This is a genomic window from Bradyrhizobium sp. CB1015 (assembly GCF_025200925.1).
Classification (GTDB): domain Bacteria; phylum Pseudomonadota; class Alphaproteobacteria; order Rhizobiales; family Xanthobacteraceae; genus Bradyrhizobium.
In genome coordinates this window covers 2,549,904-2,571,345 of the sequence record NZ_CP104174.1, presented here as the reverse complement: position 1 = coordinate 2,571,345, position 21,442 = coordinate 2,549,904, and the positions used below count along the sequence as shown (strand labels likewise).

Annotated in this window: 20 protein-coding genes; 9 read left to right on the top strand and 11 right to left on the bottom strand. The window is 60.9% G+C overall.

Annotated elements, in window-relative coordinates:
- The 6 genes from N2604_RS11630 to N2604_RS11605 form a co-directional block, all read right to left on the bottom strand.
- Positions 1–1,056, bottom strand: a complete 1,056-nt coding sequence (locus tag N2604_RS11630) for a sugar phosphate isomerase/epimerase (protein ID WP_260374787.1) — start codon at positions 1,054–1,056, stop codon at positions 1–3.
- 248 nt (positions 1,057–1,304) lie between these two features.
- Entirely contained in the window at positions 1,305–3,425 is a 2,121-nt protein-coding gene (gene mdoH, locus N2604_RS11625; protein WP_260374786.1) for a glucans biosynthesis glucosyltransferase MdoH, read from the bottom strand.
- Positions 3,413–4,915, bottom strand: coding sequence for a glucan biosynthesis protein G (locus N2604_RS11620; protein WP_260374785.1), 1,503 nt, complete (start codon positions 4,913–4,915; stop codon positions 3,413–3,415). The genes mdoH and N2604_RS11620 overlap by 13 nt, the downstream gene beginning before the upstream one ends.
- Before the next feature lie 165 nt (positions 4,916–5,080).
- A complete protein-coding gene (locus N2604_RS11615) occupies positions 5,081–6,628 on the bottom strand; it encodes a tetratricopeptide repeat protein (RefSeq protein ID WP_260374784.1) in 1,548 nt (515 codons plus the stop codon).
- A gap of 310 nt (positions 6,629–6,938) precedes the next feature.
- Positions 6,939–7,238: a hypothetical protein gene (locus N2604_RS11610; RefSeq protein ID WP_260374783.1), complete on the bottom strand. Its 300-nt coding sequence runs from the start codon at positions 7,236–7,238 to the stop codon at positions 6,939–6,941.
- Between the two features lie 394 nt (positions 7,239–7,632).
- The gene (locus N2604_RS11605; protein ID WP_260371175.1) at positions 7,633–8,637 is read right to left on the bottom strand and encodes an IS110 family transposase; all 1,005 of its coding nucleotides are present in this window, start codon (positions 8,635–8,637) and stop codon (positions 7,633–7,635) included.
- Positions 8,638–9,253: 616 nt separating this feature from the next.
- Here N2604_RS11605 and N2604_RS11600 point away from each other — a divergent pair.
- The 4 genes from N2604_RS11600 to N2604_RS11585 all read left to right on the top strand — a co-directional run bounded on the left by N2604_RS11600 (position 9,254) and on the right by N2604_RS11585 (position 13,202).
- Positions 9,254–10,666, top strand: a complete 1,413-nt coding sequence (locus N2604_RS11600) for a site-specific integrase (RefSeq protein WP_172786790.1) — start codon at positions 9,254–9,256, stop codon at positions 10,664–10,666.
- Positions 10,667–10,916: 250 nt separating this feature from the next.
- Positions 10,917–11,426: a DUF6932 family protein gene (locus tag N2604_RS11595; protein ID WP_172786791.1), complete on the top strand. Its 510-nt coding sequence runs from the start codon at positions 10,917–10,919 to the stop codon at positions 11,424–11,426.
- On the top strand, positions 11,423–12,412 hold the full coding sequence (locus N2604_RS11590) for a hypothetical protein (RefSeq protein ID WP_172786792.1): 990 nt from the start codon (positions 11,423–11,425) through the stop codon (positions 12,410–12,412). The genes N2604_RS11595 and N2604_RS11590 overlap by 4 nt, the downstream gene beginning before the upstream one ends.
- 64 nt (positions 12,413–12,476) lie before the next feature.
- On the top strand, positions 12,477–13,202 hold the full coding sequence (locus tag N2604_RS11585; protein ID WP_172786793.1) for a hypothetical protein: 726 nt from the start codon (positions 12,477–12,479) through the stop codon (positions 13,200–13,202).
- Positions 13,203–13,254: 52 nt separating this feature from the next.
- Here N2604_RS11585 and N2604_RS39760 read toward each other — a convergent pair whose 3' ends face one another.
- Positions 13,255–13,476, bottom strand: coding sequence for a helix-turn-helix transcriptional regulator (locus tag N2604_RS39760; protein WP_172786794.1), 222 nt, complete (start codon positions 13,474–13,476; stop codon positions 13,255–13,257).
- 729 nt (positions 13,477–14,205) lie between these two features.
- Between N2604_RS39760 and N2604_RS11580 the strand changes: the two genes are divergently transcribed.
- The gene (locus N2604_RS11580; RefSeq protein WP_246708887.1) at positions 14,206–14,754 is read left to right on the top strand and encodes a hypothetical protein; all 549 of its coding nucleotides are present in this window, start codon (positions 14,206–14,208) and stop codon (positions 14,752–14,754) included.
- A gap of 353 nt (positions 14,755–15,107) precedes the next feature.
- Here the strand turns inward: N2604_RS11580 and N2604_RS11575 are convergent, their stop codons facing one another.
- The 4 genes from N2604_RS11575 to N2604_RS11560 form a co-directional block, all read right to left on the bottom strand.
- Positions 15,108–15,476 (bottom strand): hypothetical protein, encoded by a 369-nt coding sequence (locus tag N2604_RS11575; RefSeq protein ID WP_172786758.1) that lies wholly within the window; start codon positions 15,474–15,476, stop codon positions 15,108–15,110.
- Between the two features lie 115 nt (positions 15,477–15,591).
- The gene (locus N2604_RS11570; protein WP_172786795.1) at positions 15,592–15,834 is read right to left on the bottom strand and encodes a DUF6894 family protein; all 243 of its coding nucleotides are present in this window, start codon (positions 15,832–15,834) and stop codon (positions 15,592–15,594) included.
- A gap of 529 nt (positions 15,835–16,363) precedes the next feature.
- Positions 16,364–16,663, bottom strand: coding sequence for a hypothetical protein (locus tag N2604_RS11565; protein WP_373569520.1), 300 nt, complete (start codon positions 16,661–16,663; stop codon positions 16,364–16,366).
- Positions 16,664–16,744: 81 nt separating this feature from the next.
- Positions 16,745–17,200 carry an Hsp20 family protein gene (locus N2604_RS11560; RefSeq protein WP_172786797.1) on the bottom strand — a complete coding sequence of 152 codons (456 nt, stop codon included), beginning with the start codon at positions 17,198–17,200 and terminating at the stop codon, positions 16,745–16,747.
- Between the two features lie 269 nt (positions 17,201–17,469).
- On the opposite strand from N2604_RS11560, the gene N2604_RS11555 reads away from it, so the two are divergent.
- The 4 genes from N2604_RS11555 to N2604_RS11540 all read left to right on the top strand — a co-directional run bounded on the left by N2604_RS11555 (position 17,470) and on the right by N2604_RS11540 (position 21,323).
- A complete protein-coding gene (locus N2604_RS11555) occupies positions 17,470–17,874 on the top strand; it encodes a hypothetical protein (RefSeq protein WP_172786987.1) in 405 nt (134 codons plus the stop codon).
- A gap of 19 nt (positions 17,875–17,893) precedes the next feature.
- Complete coding sequence (locus tag N2604_RS11550; RefSeq protein ID WP_172786798.1) at positions 17,894–18,343, top strand: hypothetical protein; 450 nt, start codon at positions 17,894–17,896, stop codon at positions 18,341–18,343.
- A 2-nt stretch (positions 18,344–18,345) separates the two neighbouring features.
- Positions 18,346–19,092 carry an SOS response-associated peptidase gene (locus N2604_RS11545; protein ID WP_172786799.1) on the top strand — a complete coding sequence of 249 codons (747 nt, stop codon included), beginning with the start codon at positions 18,346–18,348 and terminating at the stop codon, positions 19,090–19,092.
- 74 nt (positions 19,093–19,166) lie between these two features.
- Positions 19,167–21,323 carry an exonuclease domain-containing protein gene (locus tag N2604_RS11540; protein WP_172786800.1) on the top strand — a complete coding sequence of 719 codons (2,157 nt, stop codon included), beginning with the start codon at positions 19,167–19,169 and terminating at the stop codon, positions 21,321–21,323.
- Positions 21,324–21,442: the final 119 nt, after the last annotated feature.

The following is a 21,442-nucleotide window of genomic DNA, read 5'->3' as shown; positions in this document are numbered from 1 at the left end:
TCAGGAGATGCCGAGCATCTTGCGGTTGGCAGCCGCGTCAGTGCCGCTGCCCGCGAAATCGTCGAAGGCCTTCTCTGTCACCCGGATGATGTGGCTTCGGATGAACTCGGCGCCCTCGGCCGCGCCTTGCTCGGGATGTTTCAGGGCACACTCCCACTCGAGCACCGCCCAGCTGTCGTAGTCGTATTGCGTGAGCTTGGAGAAGATGGCGCCGAAATCGACCTGGCCATCGCCGGGCGAACGGAAGCGGCCAGCACGCTCGACCCAGCTCTGGAACCCGCCATAGACGCCCTGGCGGCCGGTCGGATTGAACTCGGCGTCCTTGACGTGAAACGCCTTGATGCGCTGATGGTAGATGTCGATGTAGTCGAGATAGTCGAGCTGTTGCAGCACGAAGTGCGAGGGGTCGTAGAGCAGGTTCGCGCGCGGATGGTTGTTCACCCGCTCGAGGAACATTTCGTAGGAGACACCGTCGTGGAGGTCCTCACCGGGATGGATCTCATAGGCGAGATCGACACCGTGCTCGTCGGCATAGTCGAGAATGGGCCGCCAGCGCCTGGCGAGTTCGTCGAAGGCGGTCTCGATCAGACCGGCGGGACGCTGCGGCCAGGGATAGACATAGGGCCAGGCAAGTGCGCCGGAGAACGTCGCCTGGGCAGTCAACCCGAGCCGCCTGGACGCCAGGATGGCGCGCTTGACCTGATCGACAGCCCATTCCGTGCGGGCCTTGGCGTTGCCACGCACGTCCGGCACGGCGAAGCCGTCGAATGCCGCGTCATAGGCCGGGTGAACCGCGACGAGCTGGCCTTGCAGATGGGTCGAAAGCTCGGTGATGGAAAGGCCGTGACGAGCCGCAATGCCCTTCATCTCGTCGGCATAGGCCTGAGACTCCGAAGCCTTCTGTAGATCGAAGAGCCGCCCATCCCAACTCGGAATCTGAATCCCCTTGTAGCCCAGGGATGCGGCCCATCCGCACATCGCATCGAGCGAGTTGAACGGCGCCGCGTCGGCAGCGAACTGAGCGAGGAATATCGCAGGCCCTTTGATCATCTTCATCGAATGCTTCCTTCTGCCTTGGACGTTTTGGGGCGAATGCCTCGATCGTGCGAGCGACGATCAATTCGGGCGCGCACGGCTGAGCGATGGTCGGCAATTTGAACATGTTGCCCACACCTCCCAACGCTCCGGACCACTTTTCCGCATAATTGGTCCGAGGATGCCGGCCATCAAGAGAGAGAACAATACCGGACTACGCAACGAGAGAAAGCTTCAACCGGGCCGCAGGACAGATCCAGGCCGAAACCTCATGGCTTCTGCAACACGGTGGAGAGCGCCGGACCGTCGTTCAAGATCGAGAAGATCTCCCGCGAGGACAGATGCTCTGCGGCCTCCTCGAAAGTCTCGCTGGCATCGACCTTGGCACGTCCGACCGCCAGGTTGGCGTCGACCGTGTCGGGCCTGGTGGGGCGAGGAGGCGGCAGCTGCGCGAGGTGGAAGGCCAGGAGCGCGGGGTCTTGGCGCAGCTCCAGCAACGCACCGTTGCCCGCTACGTCCGCCGACGCGCTGAGTTCGTTCGCTCGCCGCAGGACGGGAGGCGGCTCTCGTTCTTCGGGAGTGACGAACAATCTTCCGGAGACGGGCATGGCGGTCAGCGCGCCTATGGGAACGGCGAACAGCAGCCCAACGATGACCGGCGACATCCAAAGCAGAAGGGGCAACGAGACGGCGTAGGCGCTTGCGGCCATTGCAACGCCGCACAGGGTTGGAATGCCGTACTTCCGATAGAGCTCGCGGCGCTCCACCGTGCCGTCGTCGCGCCTCTGCGTCTGCCAGCCGGCATCGCGGCCGGCCAGAATTTCGACCACCGCGATCGACTGAAAGATCATCATCATCGGCGCCATCAGCGCGGATACGATGATCTCTGCCAAAACTCCGGCCGAAGCACGCAACGCACCGCCGAACTGGCGTCTCACCGAGACCCGCGTCCAAACGAGGACGAGGCTGAGCAGCTTCGGCAACAGCAGCAACCCCATCGTGGCGACGAACACCCAGATGGCGAGCACGGGATCCTGGGCCGGCCACGTCGGAAACAACGAGAAACCCTTCGGAAAATACTCCGGACGCACGAAGCGGGCCTGCAACGAGATCAGCATCCCCAGCAAGAGGAACAGCAGCCAGAGGGGTGCCGTCAGATATGCCCCTATCCCCACTATCAAATGCAGACGCGACACCCAGTGGAGACCACGCGCCGGCACGACAGCCAGATGCTGAAGATTGCCCTGGCACCAGCGCCGGTCGCGCGCCGCAAAATCGAGCAGCGAAGGCGGCACCTCTTCGTAGCTTCCGCCGAGCGTCGGCAGCATGTAGATGCCCCACCCGGCGCGCCGCATCAGCGCAGCCTCGACGAAATCGTGGCTCAGGATGTGCCCGCCGAATGGCTTGCGCCCGCGCAGCTGCGGCAGCGCGGCCGATTCCGCGAACGCCTTCACCCGGATGATCGCGTTGTGGCCCCAGTAATTGCCTTCGGAGCCGTGCCACCAGGCGACGCCGGCGGCGATCACCGGTCCGTAGAGGCGGCTTGCGAATTGCTGGACCCGGCTGAACAGGCTTCGCGCGTTGACGACCATGGGGAGCGTCTGGACGAGCCCGGCGCTCGGATTGCTTTCCATGGCATGGACCAGTCGGACGATAGTCTGCCCGCTCATGAGACTGTCGGCATCGAGCACGATCATGAAGTCGTGCGCGCTGCCGAACCGCGTGATCCACTCGGAGATGTTCCCGGCTTTGCGCGCCGTATTCTCGGCTCGGTGGCGATAGTACAGCCGTGGCGTCCCCACCGCCTGTCGCAGCGCGAGGAGCGCTTTTTCCTCGGCGACCCAGATGTCCGGATCGGTGCTGTCGCTCAGAACGTACCAGTCGAACAGCTTTCCTTGCGAGGTCGTCTCCAAGGATTCGATGATCGCGCGAAGCCGCGCCGTCAATCGATGAGGGTCTTCGTTGTAGGTGGGAAGCAGCATGGCGGTGCGGCTTGCGATCGCAGGCAGCTCCGCCTCCGGCGCGAAGGCACCCGGACGATGGGCGAGCAGCACGAAGAAGCCGGCCAGCGCGGAGGCGAACGAAAAGGCGACCCAGGCGAGCAGGACCAGGAAGAGCGCCAGCACCATGGCTTCAAGAACGGTGACGCCGCCGACCTGCAGCACGCGATACATCTCATATCCACCGCCCGCCGTGAGCGCCGCCGTCGAGAGGAGGATGAGGCCGCGCCGCCAGGCCATTGCGGAGGCAACCGGCGCAGGAATGCGGTCGGGTACACGGTTTTTTCCGAGGTCGCCGGGAGCCATCGGAAGGGGGGCCTCCGGCGGCAGCAGGCGCTGGGTCGCGATATCGCCGGCAATCGGCCGCGGTGCCGTGCTCAGGGTGCCCATCGGTAGACCCAGATTTCCGACAAGGGCTTGTCGCCTTCTGCCAGAAACGCCCGCAGCTCGATCGGCTCGCTTTTCACCCGGCACTGGAAGCTCAACCGCCACCCACCGGTGTGGGGATTGGGCTGCGTGACGATGTTCTTCACTTCGGACTTTTCCGCCGTCACGACGCCTTTGACAGCGGCAGGATCGATGCCCTTGAGGTTGTCGCCGAGCAGATCGAGCACGAACAGGCGCACATCCTCGCCCCTCGCCCCGATCCCGCTTCGCGTGAATCTGGCCAGCGAATGCGGCTTCGGGCTATCCGGTCCCCAATGCAGCCGATAGGTGTAGTTGTGTTCGCCCTTGGCCTGCAGCGGGTTTTTCGGCCGCCAGAATGCGGCGATGTTGTCGTGGACCTCCTCCTTGGTCGGGATCTCGAACAGCGTGACGCCGCCCTCGCCCCAATCCCCGATCGGCTCCATCCAGAGACTTGGGCGTCTTTCAAAGCTGGATTCGATGTCCTGGTAGGCGAAGAAATTTCTCTCCCGCTGCATCAGCCCGAAGCCACGCGGATTGAGATCCTGAAAAGTGCTGATCTGGAGATCGCGGGGATTGCTGAGCGGCCGCCACAGGCTTTCGCTCTTCCCGTTGAAGATCGCAAGGCCATCGGAATCGTGGACCGACGGACGAAAATCGTCGATGTCGTTGCGGTCGTTCGGACCGTAGAAGAACATGCTGGTCATGGGCGCGAGCCCGGCCCGCGGCATCTCGACGCGGGGGTAGACCGACATTTCGACGTCGAAGACCGTCGTGTCCCCTGGCCGCACCGTGAACCGGTAGCTCGCGGCGCAACTCTTGCTGTCGAGCAGAGCATGAATCACCAGCGATGTCGCACCCGGCGCCGGCCGCTCGAGCCAGAAGGTCTTGAAGAGCGGAAATTCCTCGCCCTTGGCTTCGCCCGTATCGATCGAGAGCCCCCGGGCGGAGAGCCCGTACGTCTGCCCCTTGGCCACGGCGCGGAAATAGCTCGCCCCTAAGAAGACGCAGACCTCGTCGTAATAATCGGGGCGGTTCATCGGCGCATGGATGCGGAAGCCCGCGAACCCGAGATCGATGTCCTCGAACGGCGGGACCTTCTCGCCGAAGGAGAAGTCCGCCTTGCGGTACTTGAGCTCGGACGCCCTTCCGTCCACGACCTCGAAGACGTTCACCCTGTTCTTGTAGAAGAAGCCGCGGTGGAAGAACTGCGCCTCGAACGGAAGATTCTTGCCGCGCCAGAGCGCCCGCTCGGGCAAAAAGCGGATCGAACGATACTGATCGTAGTCCAGGTCCTTCAATCCGCTCGGGAGCTTCTCGTCCGGCGCCTCGTACGATTTGCCCGCCAGCATCCGCGCCAAGTCCCTCACCGTGGACGGCCCGAACGCATCCGATGGGGTGGCCAGGCTGTGTCGGGAAGCAAGCAGCAAAGCCGGCAGCACTGCCGACCCTTGAACAAGCTGGCGTCGGTTCACGTGCTCTCCTACTCGCTTGCTAAATGCCGCGGCCAAGCAACGACCGACGCGCCCACGAGTTCCAGCCCGTCCGGCCCCCAGTCCGGGAAGCGGCCAATAGAGGAAGGCTAAATGACCCACAACGGATGAAATTCGGCGTCCGGGAGACAGCCAAAGCCTTGCGTCTCATTTCCCGGCAACGAAGTAAAAATCCTGCCGGCCCGAGACCGATCCGTAGCTGAACGGCTTTTGTGCACGATTGGTCGCCTCCATGACGTCGTCACGCACGACGTCGAACAGCCGACGCACCTCGAGACCGGGCTTGCGCATATTGTTGACGAACGCCGTGGCGAACGGGCTGTTCCTGCCCTCTCCGTCGAGCGCCATCTCACCGTCCTTGGCGGCATACACCACCAGCGTGCCCGCCTCGGGCTCGATCGCCGCAAGGCCGCGCGCCACCGAACGCGACGCCAGCGTCATGGTGCGCTTCATCTGGTTCGCGAAGGGATTGTCGCGGCAGGCATCGAGGACGATGAGGCGCAGCCGCTTGGCGCGTTCCGCCGCGTTCAACACCTGGTCCAGCGCCACGGCTTCGAAGCTGACGTCGCGGTCGGAGGCGATCTTCGCGTCGATCGGGATCAGATAGTTGACGCCGCCGACCTCCATGCCGTGACCGGCGTAATATACCATCGCCCAGTCGGCGATTTCCGCCTGCCTTGCAAAGTCGCGCAGCGCCGCGGTCAACGCATCCTTGCGCAGATCGGTCAGCAGCGTGACGGAATCGAATCCGGTAAGCTTGAGCGTTTCGGCGACGAGCGCCGCATCGCGCGCCGGATTGGCGAGCGCTGCGACATTCTCATAAGCGGAGTTTCCGACCACGAGCGCGATGCGCCTGTCATTTCTACTTGACGGTCCCGGCAGCGCGATGACCGACGTGGTGGTGGCGGGAACGGTCTTGATGGACGTATCGTCCAGCGCGGCGAGGCGTTCGCGCGCCTTGTCCATCGACCATTTCGCGCTGTCGTACTTCTGCGGGGCAGCCAGAGCTGCGTTGAAGTCGGCGCGGGCCTTTGCGACCTCGCCAAGCTTCTCGAACACCATTCCGCGGTTGACCAGCGCGCTCTGATGTTGCGGATCATTGCGCAACGACTCATTGAAATCGGCGAGGGCTTGATCGTACCTGCCTTGAAGGAGATGGATGTCGCCGCGGTTGTTGTAGGCCAGCGTCGTCCTCGGCAAAAGCCGGATCGCCTCGCTGAAATCGGCCAGGGCACGCTCGGACTGGCCGGTGTCCCGATAGGACAGTCCGCGATTGTTGAACGCATAACCGTAGGTCGGGTCAATGCGAATGACCTCGGAGTATTCGGCGATCGCCCTTGTGTGGTCGCCCTTGCCGGCATAGAGCCGCCCTCGATTGAAGTAGGCGAATTTGAACCTCGGATTGATGCGGATCGCTGCGTTGTAATCCGAAAGCGCGCGCTCGGAATCACCTGCAGCGGCATAGGCCATGCCGCGGTCGTTCAAGGCGTTCAGATTGTTTGCATCGAGCCGGATCGCCTGGGTCAGGTCGGCGATGGCCCGATCCACCTCGTTCCGGCGAAGCAGGGCGGCGCCGCGATGCTGCCAGGCCAGCGCGTATTTCGGATCGATGCGGATGGCCTCGCTGAAATCGGAGATGGCGCGATCGTAGTCGCCCTTGTCGCCATATTCGGCACCGCGATGGTCGAACGCCATGGCGTCGCGCCCGCCGCTCTTTGCGATCAGTCGCGAGCACGCGGCGATGCGGTCTTCCTGGCCGCGCTGCGCGCAGATTGTCCGGTCATCTGCGGCCGCACGATCAGCGGCTGCCAGAGACGTGAAAAAAATAAAACTGAAAACCAGTGCAATCCGATTCCGCATGGTCGCCACCCTGCTTCCGAACCGGCAGTATACACACAGGAAGGCGGCCACACCTGTGATGGTGATCACAGAACCGGTCGGCTGCTTCCCGAGTGCGGCCGCGGAGCTCGCGGTCGCTTCGCTGGCTTGTCATGGGCTGGGCTTGTCAGGGGCTAGGCTTGGGCGAAGGCGTCGGTGAAGGGCTGGCCTCCGGCTTCACGACGGCGCCGTCGCCATGAGGCACGCACGTCCCGATATTGCTCAACAAGCGCTTGGCTTGCGCATCGCGGGCTTTCGAATAGTCGCGACGCCGCTCGATGTTCATCGCCGCCCACTTGTCCCAGGCATCGAAAGCATCAGCATAGTGCTTGCGCATCTGCTCTTCCGCCGCAAGGCAATCGGCGAACTTGTCAAACACCAGGTCGGTGTTGACGGGCGTCACGCCACCGACCAGAACCACCAGCATCCATTTCATCGCGGCTCACCCATGCTTCGGGATGCAAACGGCGAACAAAGCTCGGCGGTTCCCCGGTGGGGCAGGGCTTCAACATCAGGCAGATGCGGCGGCGCGCCGCGGTCGGCCCAAACACACTTGCCATTCGCCGCTCAGCCTTGATCCCAAATGCCGGACGCAGCGCCGCATTCTCGCGGCGCATGTCGCCCGAGCTTTGCCTGGTCACTCCAACCCTCTCAAAGCCAAGAGCAACTGGGGTCGGAGTAGACCGGCGATCAGACGGGCTCAAGGCTGGTGCTGGCGCACCCCCGCCTTCGGCGGCTGACGGCCTTGACCCCGTCTGCACGCCGGTCTTTGGGCTGGGCATGCGCTCGGCCGAAGTCCGAGCGCGAGATAGACGCGCTCGTCAAGCCACCCTGTATCTTTTCGGATCCCACGTCTCGCCGCGAGCGATCATGGTGTTGAGGATGATGATCAGCTTGCGTATGCAGGCGACGATCGCGATCTTTGGCGGCTTGCCCTTGGCAATCAGGCGTTCATAGAAGGCCTTGAACACCGGATTGTTCAGCGTCGCGGCGCCGACGCAGGGCATGTAAAGGGCATTTCGCACCCAGCGGCGGCCACCCTTGATGCAGCGTTCACCTCGACGTTTGCCGCTATCGTCGTCATAAGGAGCAACGCCCACCAACGCGGCGGCAACTTCATCGCTCACCTGCCCCAGCTCCGGTAGTCCTCCAAGCAGCGCCATTGCGGTCCCCTCAGCAAAGCCTGGTACGCTCTGGATGATCTCGGCGCGTTTGGCAAAGTCCGGCGTTGTCTTGATCGTCGCCGCGATCGCGGTATCGAGCGCGGCGATTTCGTCAGCTAGCTTCTTAAGAAGACGCGCGCGAGCCTTCCGAACAAGGGCCGGCGCTTCATGCTCCTTCTGCATTTCCAGGCGAGCCCTGACGTCAATCAGGCCTTGGCGTCCCCTCACCAGTGCCTTCATCTCCTCGTGAGCGGGATTGTCGACTTGGCTGGGAGCCTCGCTGAATGTCTCGGCGAACCAGGAGATCATCTCCGCGTCGATCTTGTCGTTTTTCGCAAGGCGTCCCGCCGATTCCGCAAAATGGCGAACCCGTTTGGGATCGACGATCCGTACTTCCAGCCCTGCTTGGCGCAACGCCTTGGCCCATACCCGCTCGTAGCCGCCGCTTGCCTCCATCACTGCCTTGCCGACCCGATGCTTGCGAAGCCATGCAATCAAGCTCCGTCGCCCCGCCGCGGTTGTTGGGCAAGTCTTCCGCTCCGTTACGGCCCGAATGCACGCATCAATCTTGTCTTTGGCGACATCGATGCCGACGACAACCAGATCGTCTTGTGTCATCATCCACTCCCTTCCTTGCCTGGTACGGGCTCGCAGCCCTTGCAACTGTTCGGGTTGAGGAAGACACCGGAGCTGTCCCTTGCTCTTTAGCAGGCTCTGTCGCCTTTGGGCGCAACGGGCTCAGTTCCGGCAACGGGCGGTTCTGATCCAACCGCCCGTTGCCACATCCTGCCAGATTTCGGGGGCACAAGGGCGCAGGGAAGGCCGGGTGCTGACCTCGCACCCGCGGTCTGCTGCGCAAAATGCACGCGCAGAAGAAGCCGCACAGCAGCATACAGGTGGTGCCGATCACTCGGCCTTCCCTGCGCGATGGTCGGACGGCTTATGCCGCGCTCTCCCGGGAGCCGAGTTCCTTCTGGCCTCCCTCGCCCCCGCGGAATTCACCGGCGCCCGCGCCGGTTGACGCGACTGCCGCCTCCGCAAGAGCTTGACCGTAGCAACGACGGCCAGGACCACACGTCTATATTTTGGCACTTGGTGAAACACGCCGAAACTAAGAAAACCCTTTAAAACAAGCGGCTTTTGATTAGCCTGATGCGGGCTGTTTCAGCGGGCTTCACCAAAATAAGGGCCCGGCCCTAAGCCTTTCAGCGTCCGCACGACAAACTGAAAGCCTTAAGAGCCGAGCCCTTTGGTCCCAAGCCTTAGGAGCCGAAACCACATGGATACTACCATTGTCCCCTCCCCCGCCGGCAAGCGGGGCCGCAACAGCAGCGTCATTCTGACCGACCGGCTGTGTGAGAAGCGGGTCGCCAAGCGGACCAAATTCTATGACCGCAAATGCCCTGGCCTCTACGTCAGCATCACCACGGCCGGCGTCGCGACCTTCTCCTTCAAGTTCACCGACCGGCGGACCGGCAAGCAGCGCACCGGCTGGCTCGGCGTCTACAATCCCGAGAGCTTCACGGTCGAGGACGCCCGCAGCAAGGTCTACGGCCTGAAGGCCATGGGGGGCGACGCCCTCGCCGAGACCTTCCGCGACCAGAAAGCCGCGAAGGCCAAGCGCGGCAAGACCGTCGCCGAGATCATCGACGAGCGCATCGCGTGGATGAAGACGCCCGTCAAAAAGCCGGATGGCGAGATGCGGCCCCGGCTGGAAAGCTGGGAGAACACGGCCAGCCACCTCAACCGCTTTATTCGTCCCCGCCTCGGCAAGAAGCTGGCCATGGAGGTCACCAAGCACGACATCGCGACGCTCTCGAACGATATCGTCGCGGGCAAGTTCGGCAAGCCCTCGGTCAGCAACGCGCGCCATATGCGCAAGGCGGGCTCCGGCCTGTTCAACTGGGCATCGGAGGCCGGCCGCGACTATGTGACGGCCAGCCCCTGCGTCAACCTACCGAAACTCGACCCTGAGCATCCCCGCACCCGCGTCCTCTCCGAGGACGAGATCCGAATCTTCTGGCATGGGCTGGACCGTGATGACCTCCCTTATGACCGCCGAACCCGGCTCGCGCTCAAATTCGAGCTGGTCACCATGCTGCGGTCTCGTGAACTGCTCGGCGCGCATCGGGATGAGCTGTTCGACCTCGACGGCGAGCATCCGCGCTTCGACGTGCCCCTCAAGCGGGTCAAGAAGAGGCGGGTGATCCAGCAGCCGCTATCTGATCTGGCCGTTGAGATCATCAAGGAGGCGCTCACCTCGGATGATCAGCAGTTCGTGTTCGAGAGCCCGATGTACAAGGACCAGCCGATCCACCGCAAGGCGATGGCGGACGCGCTGCGCGGCACCCTAAACGAAAAGAACAAAGACAAGACCAAAACCGCCGGGCTGTGCGAGCTGCTCGGCCTCAAGCCGTTCACGCCCCACGACCTGCGCCGGACGGCAGCGACGCTGGCCGGTGACCTCGGGTTCGATGACGCGTGGATCGCGAAGTGCCTCGACCACGCCGCAGGTAAGAAGTCCGAGCAGATTGTGCCGACGGTCACGGGCAGGGTCTACAATCACTCCAAGCGGATGAAGGAAAAGCGCGCGGTGCTGAATGGCTTGGCAGCCGAGTTGCGACGCATCGTCGCCGCGCCTGCACCTGCCGGCATAGATCCAGAAAAGCACCAGCCGAGGCTGGCGGCCTGAGGCGTCGTCTTTTGGGATCTCAATCAGATCCCTTCCGGTCTTTGCTTGCATTCTCTGCGCGGGAGAGTAGCTGAAAAGAAGTCTTAATAATTTCAATGTATTAGGTGACTTGTGTACCTATTTGCGTCGCGATTCGCGGTCGAAAAAGAAGCCCACAGGCTTGATCGTACAGGAGGGATAGGTAGCCAGCTTCCTTACAGCCAATGGTTGCGCTACAAGCAATTATTTGAAGCGCATTGGGGGGAATCGTTTGAGCGCAAAGTTCAATTCCAACGGTTATCTCGACGCCGGAATTCATACTCTCGCTAACGACGAACTGGAGGGGCATTTCGTAGCCAGCTTCCCTCATTCGACGACCCGAAAGCCGATCTTCGCGGGATACAATCAACATGCGCAGGAGATCACTGACCTGGTCGGCGGATGCGAGCAGCTGCTGGATGGCAGCTTTGTCACCAGCAAAAACGATCCGGGTGACGTAGATTTGGTGATGCTTATCGACGCCACGATAATTGACGCCTTGCCCGACGCGAAGAAGGCAGCATTGAAGGCGCTGGTCTCTGGTCCGACGACTAAAGCCAAGTATCTATGCGATGCTTACTTTTGCCCGGTGTACCCACCGGGACATCCCATGAGCGATGCCGCACGGGCCCAACGCAAGTACTGGATCGGCGAATTCGGGTATGACAGGAATGATATTCCGAAAGGCATCGTTCACGTAAAGCTCACGCGTCCCAGTCCTCCATCGAATGCCGCGCCATGATCCTCTGGGAGGGCATCGACCCCCGTGAAGCCGAGTCACGCATGCGTGGCTTGTTGAGGCGTCTGTCTGAACTCGACGAAGCCTTGAAAGCTGCGCAGCACATTCGCGCGTTCGATCCCGATAGTTTCTCGGCAGAACTAAGCCTTGCGAGCTTGTCGCATCTCCAAGAGCGCTTAGAACAGGAGCGGCTGGAGTTGGTGAAATACCGCACCCGCGAGGCGTTGACAGTCTCCCTGTCCGGTCACTCGTATGCGGATCATACCGCCGGCGTCGGAGAACTCGGCGTTTTTCTGATCCGGTTGCAAAAGCTCTATTCGAGCATCGCCCAAGCAATAACCACCGGACCGCGACGTCGAGGTCCTCTGTCAAACGAAATCGTGAACGCAACGGCGATGCGGTTTGCGGACGTCTTCCCATCGTCTTTTGGGATGGAAATCTTTATCCGGCCGCGCTTCGATGTGTTCGGCGAAAGCACTGCCGTATCGACACTGGAGACGCTTTTTGCGCTACTGAATGCCACGAAGCAGGAAAAAGAAATATCCCGCTTATCCGGTGAACTAGGTCAGCGAGCTGTCGCGCACTTGCGCCACGTGCTCGATGACCTCTCCCGGTCGCACGCTGGCTTTTCTTTGCAATGGGTTGATATGACGGGGACCAAATTCACGTGGGCCGCTGACACAGACCAGATACCAGCACTGCAAAGCAATGTCTCGAAATACCGGACGAAACGTAGCGTCGAAATTTCTTTACGAGCGGTCTTGTTAGGAGCGAGTTTGTTACGCGACCGCTTTGAACTGATTGACGAACGGCGCGAGATTATCGAGGGCAAGCTTGCCCGAGAGGTGAAAGCGAGACTTCGGGACTATTTCGGACGTCAATGCGTTGCTACGCTGGAGAAGGTCGAGATCGACGAAGCTGTCACTGGCGAGGTGCGCACGTTTTATACACTCGTAGGAATAGACCCCCTTCCGAGCAAACCCGAATAGCCGTCCGTCTTAACCTACCTTGGAAACGGCGAAACAATCGTAGCTTCACAAGTACGGAGGGAGGATGCTCCTCACATTAAAGGCCTCATCCGTCTCGATGCATTCTTACGCTGATCTTCCCGACGAAAAAGGCATCGGGCGCGGCAGGCAAGTCGTCTCCTTTCAAGTCCAACTCGACGGTCACGATCACGTCAATCTCGAAACGGGCGAGGTTTTTCAAAAACCAAGTCGCTGGAATAAGGAGAAGCTAATTTCAGCAGTGCTCACGGTGGAGATTGCGAAGACCGACGAATATTACGCATACAACAGGATGAGCTACTCCGAGGAACTCGTTTCAGATGACCCCATCGCGTGTCATCCTTCGGAGATCTACATCAGTGTGTTCGTACCGTCGGCTGACCTGCAAGAACTCGTGGCGAACATCCGAAGCGGCTTTTTACCCTCCACTATCACGGTGGAATTGCCTTTTGACCTAAGCAAGTCATCGCCGATCCAGTACGGCTGGGAGCCGGATGGAAGTGGAAAGAAGTGGCTCAACCGCGATGAAAATAATAGACATGTCAAGATTCAAGGCGTTTCATTTCACTATGATCTTCTCCAACCGGTGGAGGATTCCTCCGCGGACGATCTCCCGGCGGAGCCGAAGGGATCATTCGATGTAGAGCGCGCCAACGCTGCGGCGATGCACCAGATGGGCGCAGCAATCACCTCGTTGCGCACGGAAATCAAAACAATGGGTTGGGCCGCGCTGATCTTCGCGTTCGCCATTGCCTACTATATCAAACACTAGCGCCTCGCCGCAGAGCTGACGACCGCTGGGGTGCCTCATCCCCGCCATCACGTCACGCCACGATAGGTGCCCCAGCTCGCCAGCCGCTCGGCCGCTTCAGCGGCTCCCTTGCGCCGAGCTTGTTGAGCAGCCGGGCTCGCTGTTCGGCGACGCGCTTAACGCCACCGCCAAACCGCTCAGCGATTTGAGCGTCTGTCTTTCCGGCGGCTATTCGGCGGAGTAATTGCTTCTCGCGTGGACTTAGCGGGGCGCCTTGCAGATGACAGTCATACACCCATCCTGTCTATAACGATGAGGGCCAGCGCTTGTGTATATTTTTGGACAGAGTGCGCTCGCGAAAGCACGGCAAAGGCTCGCGAGCTATTGATTTAAATCAAACGCCGACTGGAAGGGAAGCAAAGGCTCGTGCCGGGTATCGACTATTTTGAGCGGGCACCACGTCGCTCCTGCACGGCACCCTACCTTGGAGGACAGCCATGCTTCGATGCCTTCTTGCTGCTTTGGCGGCTCTTGTCCTAATCACTGTCAGTCTCATTCCTGATGATGCATTTGCCCGCCGAGGTGGAGGTGGTGGGTTCCGCGGCGGCGGTGGGTTTCATGGAGGTGGCATGCGCGCTGGAGGATTTCACGGCGGCGGCGCACGCGTCGCTCATGTTCGAGGCGGCCGATATGGCGTCGCTGGTCGCGGCTATGGCTCCCCATACCCGGCCGCCCCGTTGCGCGCACGGCAGTTCGCCGCGGAGTCTACCGCAATGCAGCTTATCGCGGCGCTTACAGGGGTGCGGCGTACGGGCTAGGTGCAGCAGCAGTGGGAGCAGCTGCGGCCGGCGCCTATGGCTATTACGGCAATTACAATAATTGCTTCTATGACACCTACGGGAACTGGGTCTGCCCGGGTCAATACCCCTACGGTTACCGTTACTGATCCGTAAGCCGCGCTTTGAGGCAGAGCATGTGCGCGCTGCCGCAACGCTCATTCACTGCAATCACAGGACAGATCTCGATGAACCATCGGGCTGGGTTACTTGCGGTTTTGCTGCTGTTCACGTGCGCGAGAAGCAGTGAGGCTTCTGTTCGCATTACGCATGATCAAGGCGGCTCAATTGGCTATTACATTGACCGATACGAAAAGTTGCGGGCCTCGGATCAGTCGGTGATGATCGACGGCCTTTGCGCCTCAGCCTGCACGATAGTGCTCGCAACAATTGCGCCGGGAAAAATCTGCGTTACTCCGAGAGCAAAACTCGGCTTCCATGCGGCGTGGGATTTCGACCGAACAGGGCGTACATTCACTCACCGAAGTGCGACCCGCATGCTGTATTCAATGTATCCTTCTACGATTCAGCGCTGGCTCGATAAGCAAGGCGGTTTAAGGCCTCGTGCGGTTTTCCTCGAAGGTAGACCGCTTATGGACATGTACCAGGCGTGCGAGCGATCTGCATCGAGTCCCGCTCCAAACCAGATGCCTAAGAGCTGTCGGCGCAGTGCCGCTAAAGCCCGCCGTCAATCAGCGGGGCGGCCCGCGTTTAGCCGCCGCATCAGGGACGGCTAAAACGAAAAGATGGCCATCGCTGCGAGCGCCGCATTTAAGATCGCGAGCGCGATGTAGGCAGCGGTGAAAATATGCTGATGGTCAGCCATCATACTCTCCCCCACAAAGATCCGCGGTATCTAAGCACAGCTACCTAAGCGGGAAAAGTCGGGAAGACTGACGTTTCAAAGCCCTCTGACGCGAGTTCATCCGAGGAGCGCGATCTTGGCCTCAACCTACCGCGATCGACAGTGCGGAAAATTGACGTCCGTTGTGTGTTCAGCAGCGGACACAACAGCGAGAATCGCCGAATGGCCATTTGAGCCAATTTACGACCTGACGAACCGAAGGGTCGGCCGGCCCAAATTTGGACTTCAATGCAGCTTGCGGCGCAGTTGCTTGGCGCTCTCCCGCAGGCTTTCGGCATACTCCTCAATAACGCGGCGCGTTTCCTCCTCCAGCGGAGAGAGCTGGGGCTTCTTCACCTCGCTCTGTTTCTCGGGCTCGGCCGTGATGGCCGCGTCGCCGGGGAAGCAGGCACGCCGTTGAGCCAGATTCCTCGATGGGAATGCGGCCCGACTCACTTCCGTCGGGAAGGACTCTTGCGTCTTGCGGCCTAGGAAGGTGTCCGGCATCGGGCACTCCAGCAGCTTGAGCGAGCGGTCGACCAGCTGGCGCGTCCTCAGGATGATCTCTGCGTCCGAAGTCGATATGAGACGAAAAACGGCGCGCTTGTCGGCCATGGCCGCGCTCCCCTAGCTATGCAGGCGGGAGCGCTATCGGTCTCTCAGTCACCGACGCCTACGGGCAGAGCCTGGCCGATGATGGTTAGACGATACATCCGTAAACGAGTGAATGCTAGGGAGTTCGGGCTAGTATCTTCTGCTCAATGACCGCGGAATGTTCCAAGATAGCGCCGTGCTCGTCGCGCACCACGACCGCCAGCCTCCCGCTTTTGCCTCGGCTCAAAAACGTCCGTGCCTCTTCGCCAAGTGAAAGGCGCGCTTCCATGCTCGCTTCGGCAATGCCGGGAAATTCAGAGCCATCTTGGTCGGTGAGTACGTTGCCGTTCTCGATGTGATCGAAATAGAACTTCTGCATTGGGCGGCAACAGTATCTGCTGATTGGCGTTCCAATTTGCTCTAATCGACAGCGCCGTTCCTTAACATAGGTTGCCGATATTCGCTCCCTTTGGGGGCATGCACCGACAGCAACGAATGTCTGCAACGGGTCTTGGCTGTGTGAAAACACCAGGACGCTACGCGGCGATAGAACAAGTTATTCGCTCACGACGGTCTTCGCGGTCAAACGCCACAAGACCGCGTCTCGCTTCTTCCAGTCAGGCCTTGCCAAAGCGCTGCGCGGCTGCATCGACCTCTAGATTGTGGGCTGGCTACGGCCAGAAACGCCTATAGTCCGAGAGAATACGGCGGTCGAACCGACCGATGCCTCGCGCGATGCGCTTGCGCTCAGCAGCAGAAACAGCGCGCGCTCCGCCTTGTACCTTGCGGCCGTACGACTGCACTCCGAGCCGGACATCACGGCTTGACCAGCAGCGTTGCTGACTGCCCACTTCCAACGGCCGCGTCCTCGCGGCTTCAGCAAGATGTCGTACTCGGCGTAGCAATCCTTATCGGTCTCGAAGCTCATGCTGCGATCCCCCCTGGCCGAAAGGTAAGGTGAGAGCAATCGGAAAGGTCTCGGATGTCAACGCTTCTAAAGCTGATCGCTCCTCCGATATGCGCCGCTCGATGAATTGCCGCTCCAGTTCTGACAGATGGGTCTCCAGCAGACTGCGGTAACGGCGTATATTGTTACGATGTACACGGATGCGGGCGAGGTTCTCATCGAGCATCTTCGTTACCGTACCGCGATGCATGAGGGCGTTTAGGTCGACAGCATTGTCGTGAAGAGCGGTCGTCAGCCGCATGGCTTCCTCCGTTTCCAAGACGAGTTGAGGGAATAGCCGCGCGGGAGGACCCGCGCGGTTCAACCATTCTGCGGGATGGCCTTAAGCGGCTCTAGATTCGATCTGCGTCACGTTGTTCGGCCCGGAGCCGTTGATTGCAATCTGACGCGGCTTCATCGCTTCAGGGATCTCACGCTGTAGGCTGATGACAAGCATGCCGTTCTCGAAGTTGGCGCCTTTGACCTCGACGTGGTCGGCAAGCGTGAACTGGCGCTTGAAATTGCGGGTCGAGATGCCGCGATGCAAGAAAGTCTTCCCCTCTTTCTCGCTCTTGTGCCCTTCCAGCGTCAGTACGTTTTGCTCGACCGTCAGAGCGAGCTCCTGGGGGCTAAAACCGGCGAGAGCGACCGAGATTTGGAAGCGGTGTTCGTCGAGGCGCTCGATGTTGTAGGGGGGATAGGTCTCCTCGCCGGCACGCTGGGCTGCTTCGGCGAGATCGAAGACACGGTCAAAGCCGATGGCCGACCGGAAGAGGGGCGAAAAATCAACAGTGCGCATAGCCAGATCCTCCTGGGAGCAAAATGGTTACGAGCGGCACCGGACACGACCGGTGCCCGTCTCAGTCGCGGGACCCAAACGGCATCCCGATCGTCTTGCGACGACGCCGGAAAAAATTGGAAGCTAGGGAGCAGTTTCAAGACGTGTGGACAGAATTTTTTTCGCGAGAAGCGCAACGGTTAATCGGCTCCTCCAGCCTGCCGGGAAATTTTCAACGGACTCCTTTGGTCCGACTCGACATTTGTTCTCTTTATGTTCTAATTACCGCCATGACCGATCGACCTGCGAGTTGGCGCATGCCCACCCCGAAACAGATGGAAAAGTTAGCAGCATCAATGGGTAGAGCGCCCGCGAGGGAGCGTCCGCTTGGGCCCGGCGATGACATCCCGGAAGAATATTGGCGCGCCCTCCTCGACGATGCCCATGTCCACACTACTGATGCCGGACGTTCAAGCCCGAGCCTCCGCCTCAGCGAGATCCCGCAGCACGTTCTGCGAGTTTCTTGCCGCAGGTGCGAGCGCATTGTTGAAATCCAGAAGGTCGACGCGATCCGCCTGTACGGCCAGCAGGCCGGATGGAAGGAGGTTGCGAAGCGATTGCTGGACAACACCTGTCAGAACCGAACTGGCCGACACGAGGAGGACGGCTGCTGGCCGGCCTTCGAGCCTGTCTGATTGATGGCTTGCGCCCCGGATGGCTCCGAAGCATCACCCGACACCGCTCTCCGGTGGCGACCGAAAGGCGTTGGGCAAGGAGCTCGGAAAAGCACGCGCGATGACCACCATACTAGCAGCGCAGTCCGCAGCGGCTCGCGCCGAAGGCGAGGCGCTAATCAAGCAGGCCGATCGTCTCCTGTGCGAGAGCTGGAACGAACGCATGTGGGCGAACGGTGAGCCCATTGATCCCTCCCCTGCGGTCGATCAGGCAATCAACGGCGGCTACCCATGGCTCGAGATCCAGTGCTCCCGCTGCAAGACCAAACGTGATGTTGATCTGGCGGCATTGCCGCACGTCGCGACAACGTTTGTGCACGATCTGGCCGGCAGGCTTCGCTGTAACAAATGTGCTAAGGCGGGTCGTCGACCTTCTGCAACGCTGCTGCAGCTCTCGCACCACCCCCGGACCTCTCCCTCAGAGACCTGACGATGTGCAATCTCTACTCGATCACCACGAACCAGGCCGCCATTAGCGCACTGTTCCGCGTGGTCAACCAATACGTCGGCAACCTCGCGCCGATGCCGGGCGTGTTTCCAGACTACAAGGCGCCGATCATCCGCACCGGTGCCAGCGGACGCGAACTCGCGATCGCCCGCTGGGGCATGCCGTCGTCTTCCAGAGCACTCATGGACGCGACCAAGAAGCGAGCCGAGAAGCTACAGGCGAAGGGCAAGAGCGTCGATTTCAAGGAGTTGCTCCGAATGGAGCCCGACAGCGGCACGACGAACATCCGCAACGTGAAGAGCAAGCACTGGACGCGCTGGCTGGGCGTGGAGAACCGCTGCGTCGTGCCATTCAACTCATTCAGCGAGTTCAACAAGGCCGAGGGCGGCGACATCTGGTTTGCGCTTGACGAGAGCCGTCCCCTCGCCTGCTTCGCGGGCATCTGGGCCAACTGGACCTCGGTCAGGAAGGTCAAGGAAGGCGAGACCACCAACGATCTCTATGCGTTCCTGACGACGGAGGCGAATGCCGAAGTCTTCGCCATCCATCCGAAGGCCATGCCAGCGATCCTGACCACGCCCGAAGAGGTCGAGATTTGGATGACGGCTCCGGCGGATGAAGCCTTGAAACTGCAGCGGCCACTTCCTGACGGCACACTGCAGATCGTCGCGCGCGGCGTGAAAGAAGACGCTGTGCCAGCGACAGCAGATCTCGCCGGCTCTGGTCAGTAGCCAGTCGAGGCACTTGACTCCGAGGACGACGTTAGAACAGAAATAGAACAAACGATTCTGCCGCGAAGGTCCGCTTGGCCAAACTGCCCCAACTGCCCGTCTATTATTATCTCGACCACTTCGCCGAAATGCTGGGGTTCGTGCAGCGGACGTACGCGCCCGTGCTTGGTCCGGAGCATCACGCCTTCATCGCGCGGTTCGAGGGCCTTTCGAGAGATGCACGATGCCTGCTGGTCCGCATGATCAACAGGCGTGGTGCCATATTCAACAGATCCCTGTTCAACTACCCCGAGATCGGTGACGTCGAGCGGGCGGCATCCGACCTGACTGCGGCCGGCCACGCACGCGAGCTCGGCGAGGCCGACTATACAGCCTTTGTCTCATGCCTGCCAAAGGACATCCTTGTGACTGGCGCGCAGGCGGCCGGGCGAGGAGATGTCCGCAAATCATGGTCGAAGCCGAAGTTCATCGATTACTATCTACAGAGCATCCGTTTCTCGGTCGCCGCGCAGCACTGCGGCGCCCGCAACTTCATCGCGCTCGACGGGACGCGGCCGATCGAGTTCTTGCTCTACCTTTATTTCGGCAAGACCGAGGTGGATCTGAAGAATTTCGCGCTGCGCGATTTAGGAATCCTTCGTACCAACCGCGAAACCTCGTTCAGCGCGCGCTTCACCGATGCCGAGGAGGCGCTGGCCTCGTTCCATTACAGCCAGGTGCTGGCCAGCCTGGAGGATGGATCGGAGGTTGCCCACAGACGGGCCGCCATCGACGTGCTCGGCGGTCCTGCTTGCACGACAGAGTTCGCGGCCGATCTCCGCAGCCGAGCTGCGCATCAGACCGGGCTTTTCTTCGAGAAGGCGGGCGAGAACGATCTCGCCCGGCAGCTCTACCGTGCCGGGCCTTCTCCCGACTGCAGCGAGCGCTTGGTTCGCCTGCTCTACAACACCGGCGACAAGGCCGAGGCCGAAGCGCTGTTGCAGCGGATGATCGATGATCCTGCCAGCGATGGCGAACATCTCTTCGCCACCGACTTCTACGCCCGTAAGTTCGGCGGCAGGCGTACAGGACTCTACACCGAACTTTTGCGGTCTGGCCGCACGATCACCGTCGACGATACCCATCGCGGCAATCCCGAAGCGGGCGTCGCCGGCGTGCTGCGGCGCGAGGGCACGAAGGTTTTCTTCGCCGAGAATGTGTTGTGGCACACCCTGTTCGGCCTGCTCTTCTGGGACGAGTTGTTCGAGAGTACCCGCATGCCCAGCGGGTTTGATTGGCTACCGCACTGCCTGAAGGACCGCAGCTTCAGTCGGCTTTTCGGCGCGACAATCGACGAGAAATTAGCAGCCATAGCCTCCGGATCAGCCCTCCCGTTGATCCTCCGCACCGTCGCAGCGAGATGGGGCCGCCCGAACGGGATCTTCAACTGGGATCACGTGCAAGTGGAGGCGCTGCGCGCGCTGCTCGAAGGGTCCGATCCTACCGGCATCGCCAGCATCGTCCGTAGCATGTGCGACGATTTCCGTGGCATGCGCGACGGCTTTCCCGACCTGATGTTGGTCCAGGACGGCAAGGCCTCCTTTATGGAGGTCAAGGCGGAAGGGGATGTGATCCGCCGCAACCAACTGACCCGCCTTGGTCAACTCGGCGCCGCCGGCATCATGGCTGAGATCGGCCGGGTCGATTATCGTTTTGACCCCGAGCAGGATTACGTGGTGGTCGACATCGAGACTACCGGCTCATGGTCGAACGGCGACCGCATCACCGAGATCGGCGCTGTGAAGATCCGCAACCACCGTGTCGTGGACGAGTGGCACTCACTCCTAAACCCGCAACGTTCCATCCCGGCAAAGATCGTTCAACTGACCGGCATCACGAACGAAATGGTTCGGGACGCACCTCTGTTCGCCGAGGTCGCGGACCGCTTCATGGAGTTCATGGGGGACGGCATCTTCGTCGCCCACAACGTCAGCTTCGATTACGGTTTCATCTCCTACGAATTCGAGCGGATCGGGCAACGCTTTCGGTTTCCGAAGCTCTGCACGTGCGCCGGAATGAGGCGCCGCTATCCGGGGCATAAATCTTACGGGCTGGGCAAGCTCTGCGAAATCTACGGAATCGAGCTCGAGAATCATCATCGAGCCCTCTGCGACGCGCGAGCCTCGGCGCATCTGTTGAATCTGATCAATCAAAAGCGTAGCCAAGAGAGGCTTGAGGCTGAAGCGGCTTAGTTGCGCTCTGGTCGGAGGGTTCACTCCTCTCCGGGTGCCTTCTCGGCTCGTTCACGCACATCCTCCGCAATCTGTGCCAGTCTGCTTTCCAAGGAATCCGTCCGCTTAAATTGCCTGTG

Bases quoted from the DNA above. Each gene is read 5' to 3' on its own strand.
- N2604_RS11630 (WP_260374787.1), bottom strand. From the start codon at position 1,056: ATGAAGATGATCAAAGGGCCTGCGATATTCCTCGCTCAGTTCGCTGCC.
- mdoH (WP_260374786.1), bottom strand. From the start codon at position 3,425: ATGGGCACCCTGAGCACGGCACCGCGGCCGATTGCCGGCGATATCGCG.
- N2604_RS11615 (WP_260374784.1), bottom strand. From the start codon at position 6,628: ATGGCGTTCGACCATCGCGGTGCCGAATATGGCGACAAGGGCGACTAC.
- N2604_RS11610 (WP_260374783.1), bottom strand. From the start codon at position 7,238: ATGCTGGTGGTTCTGGTCGGTGGCGTGACGCCCGTCAACACCGACCTG.
- N2604_RS11600 (WP_172786790.1), top strand. From the start codon at position 9,254: ATGGATACTACCATTGTCCCCTCCCCCGCCGGCAAGCGGGGCCGCAAC.
- N2604_RS11590 (WP_172786792.1), top strand. From the start codon at position 11,423: ATGATCCTCTGGGAGGGCATCGACCCCCGTGAAGCCGAGTCACGCATG.
- N2604_RS11585 (WP_172786793.1), top strand. From the start codon at position 12,477: ATGCTCCTCACATTAAAGGCCTCATCCGTCTCGATGCATTCTTACGCT.
- N2604_RS11580 (WP_246708887.1), top strand. From the start codon at position 14,206: ATGAACCATCGGGCTGGGTTACTTGCGGTTTTGCTGCTGTTCACGTGC.
- N2604_RS11575 (WP_172786758.1), bottom strand. From the start codon at position 15,476: ATGGCCGACAAGCGCGCCGTTTTTCGTCTCATATCGACTTCGGACGCA.
- N2604_RS11570 (WP_172786795.1), bottom strand. From the start codon at position 15,834: ATGCAGAAGTTCTATTTCGATCACATCGAGAACGGCAACGTACTCACC.
- N2604_RS11565 (WP_373569520.1), bottom strand. From the start codon at position 16,663: ATGCGGCTGACGACCGCTCTTCACGACAATGCTGTCGACCTAAACGCC.
- N2604_RS11560 (WP_172786797.1), bottom strand. From the start codon at position 17,200: ATGCGCACTGTTGATTTTTCGCCCCTCTTCCGGTCGGCCATCGGCTTT.
- N2604_RS11555 (WP_172786987.1), top strand. From the start codon at position 17,470: ATGACCGATCGACCTGCGAGTTGGCGCATGCCCACCCCGAAACAGATG.
- N2604_RS11550 (WP_172786798.1), top strand. From the start codon at position 17,894: ATGGCTCCGAAGCATCACCCGACACCGCTCTCCGGTGGCGACCGAAAG.
- N2604_RS11545 (WP_172786799.1), top strand. From the start codon at position 18,346: ATGTGCAATCTCTACTCGATCACCACGAACCAGGCCGCCATTAGCGCA.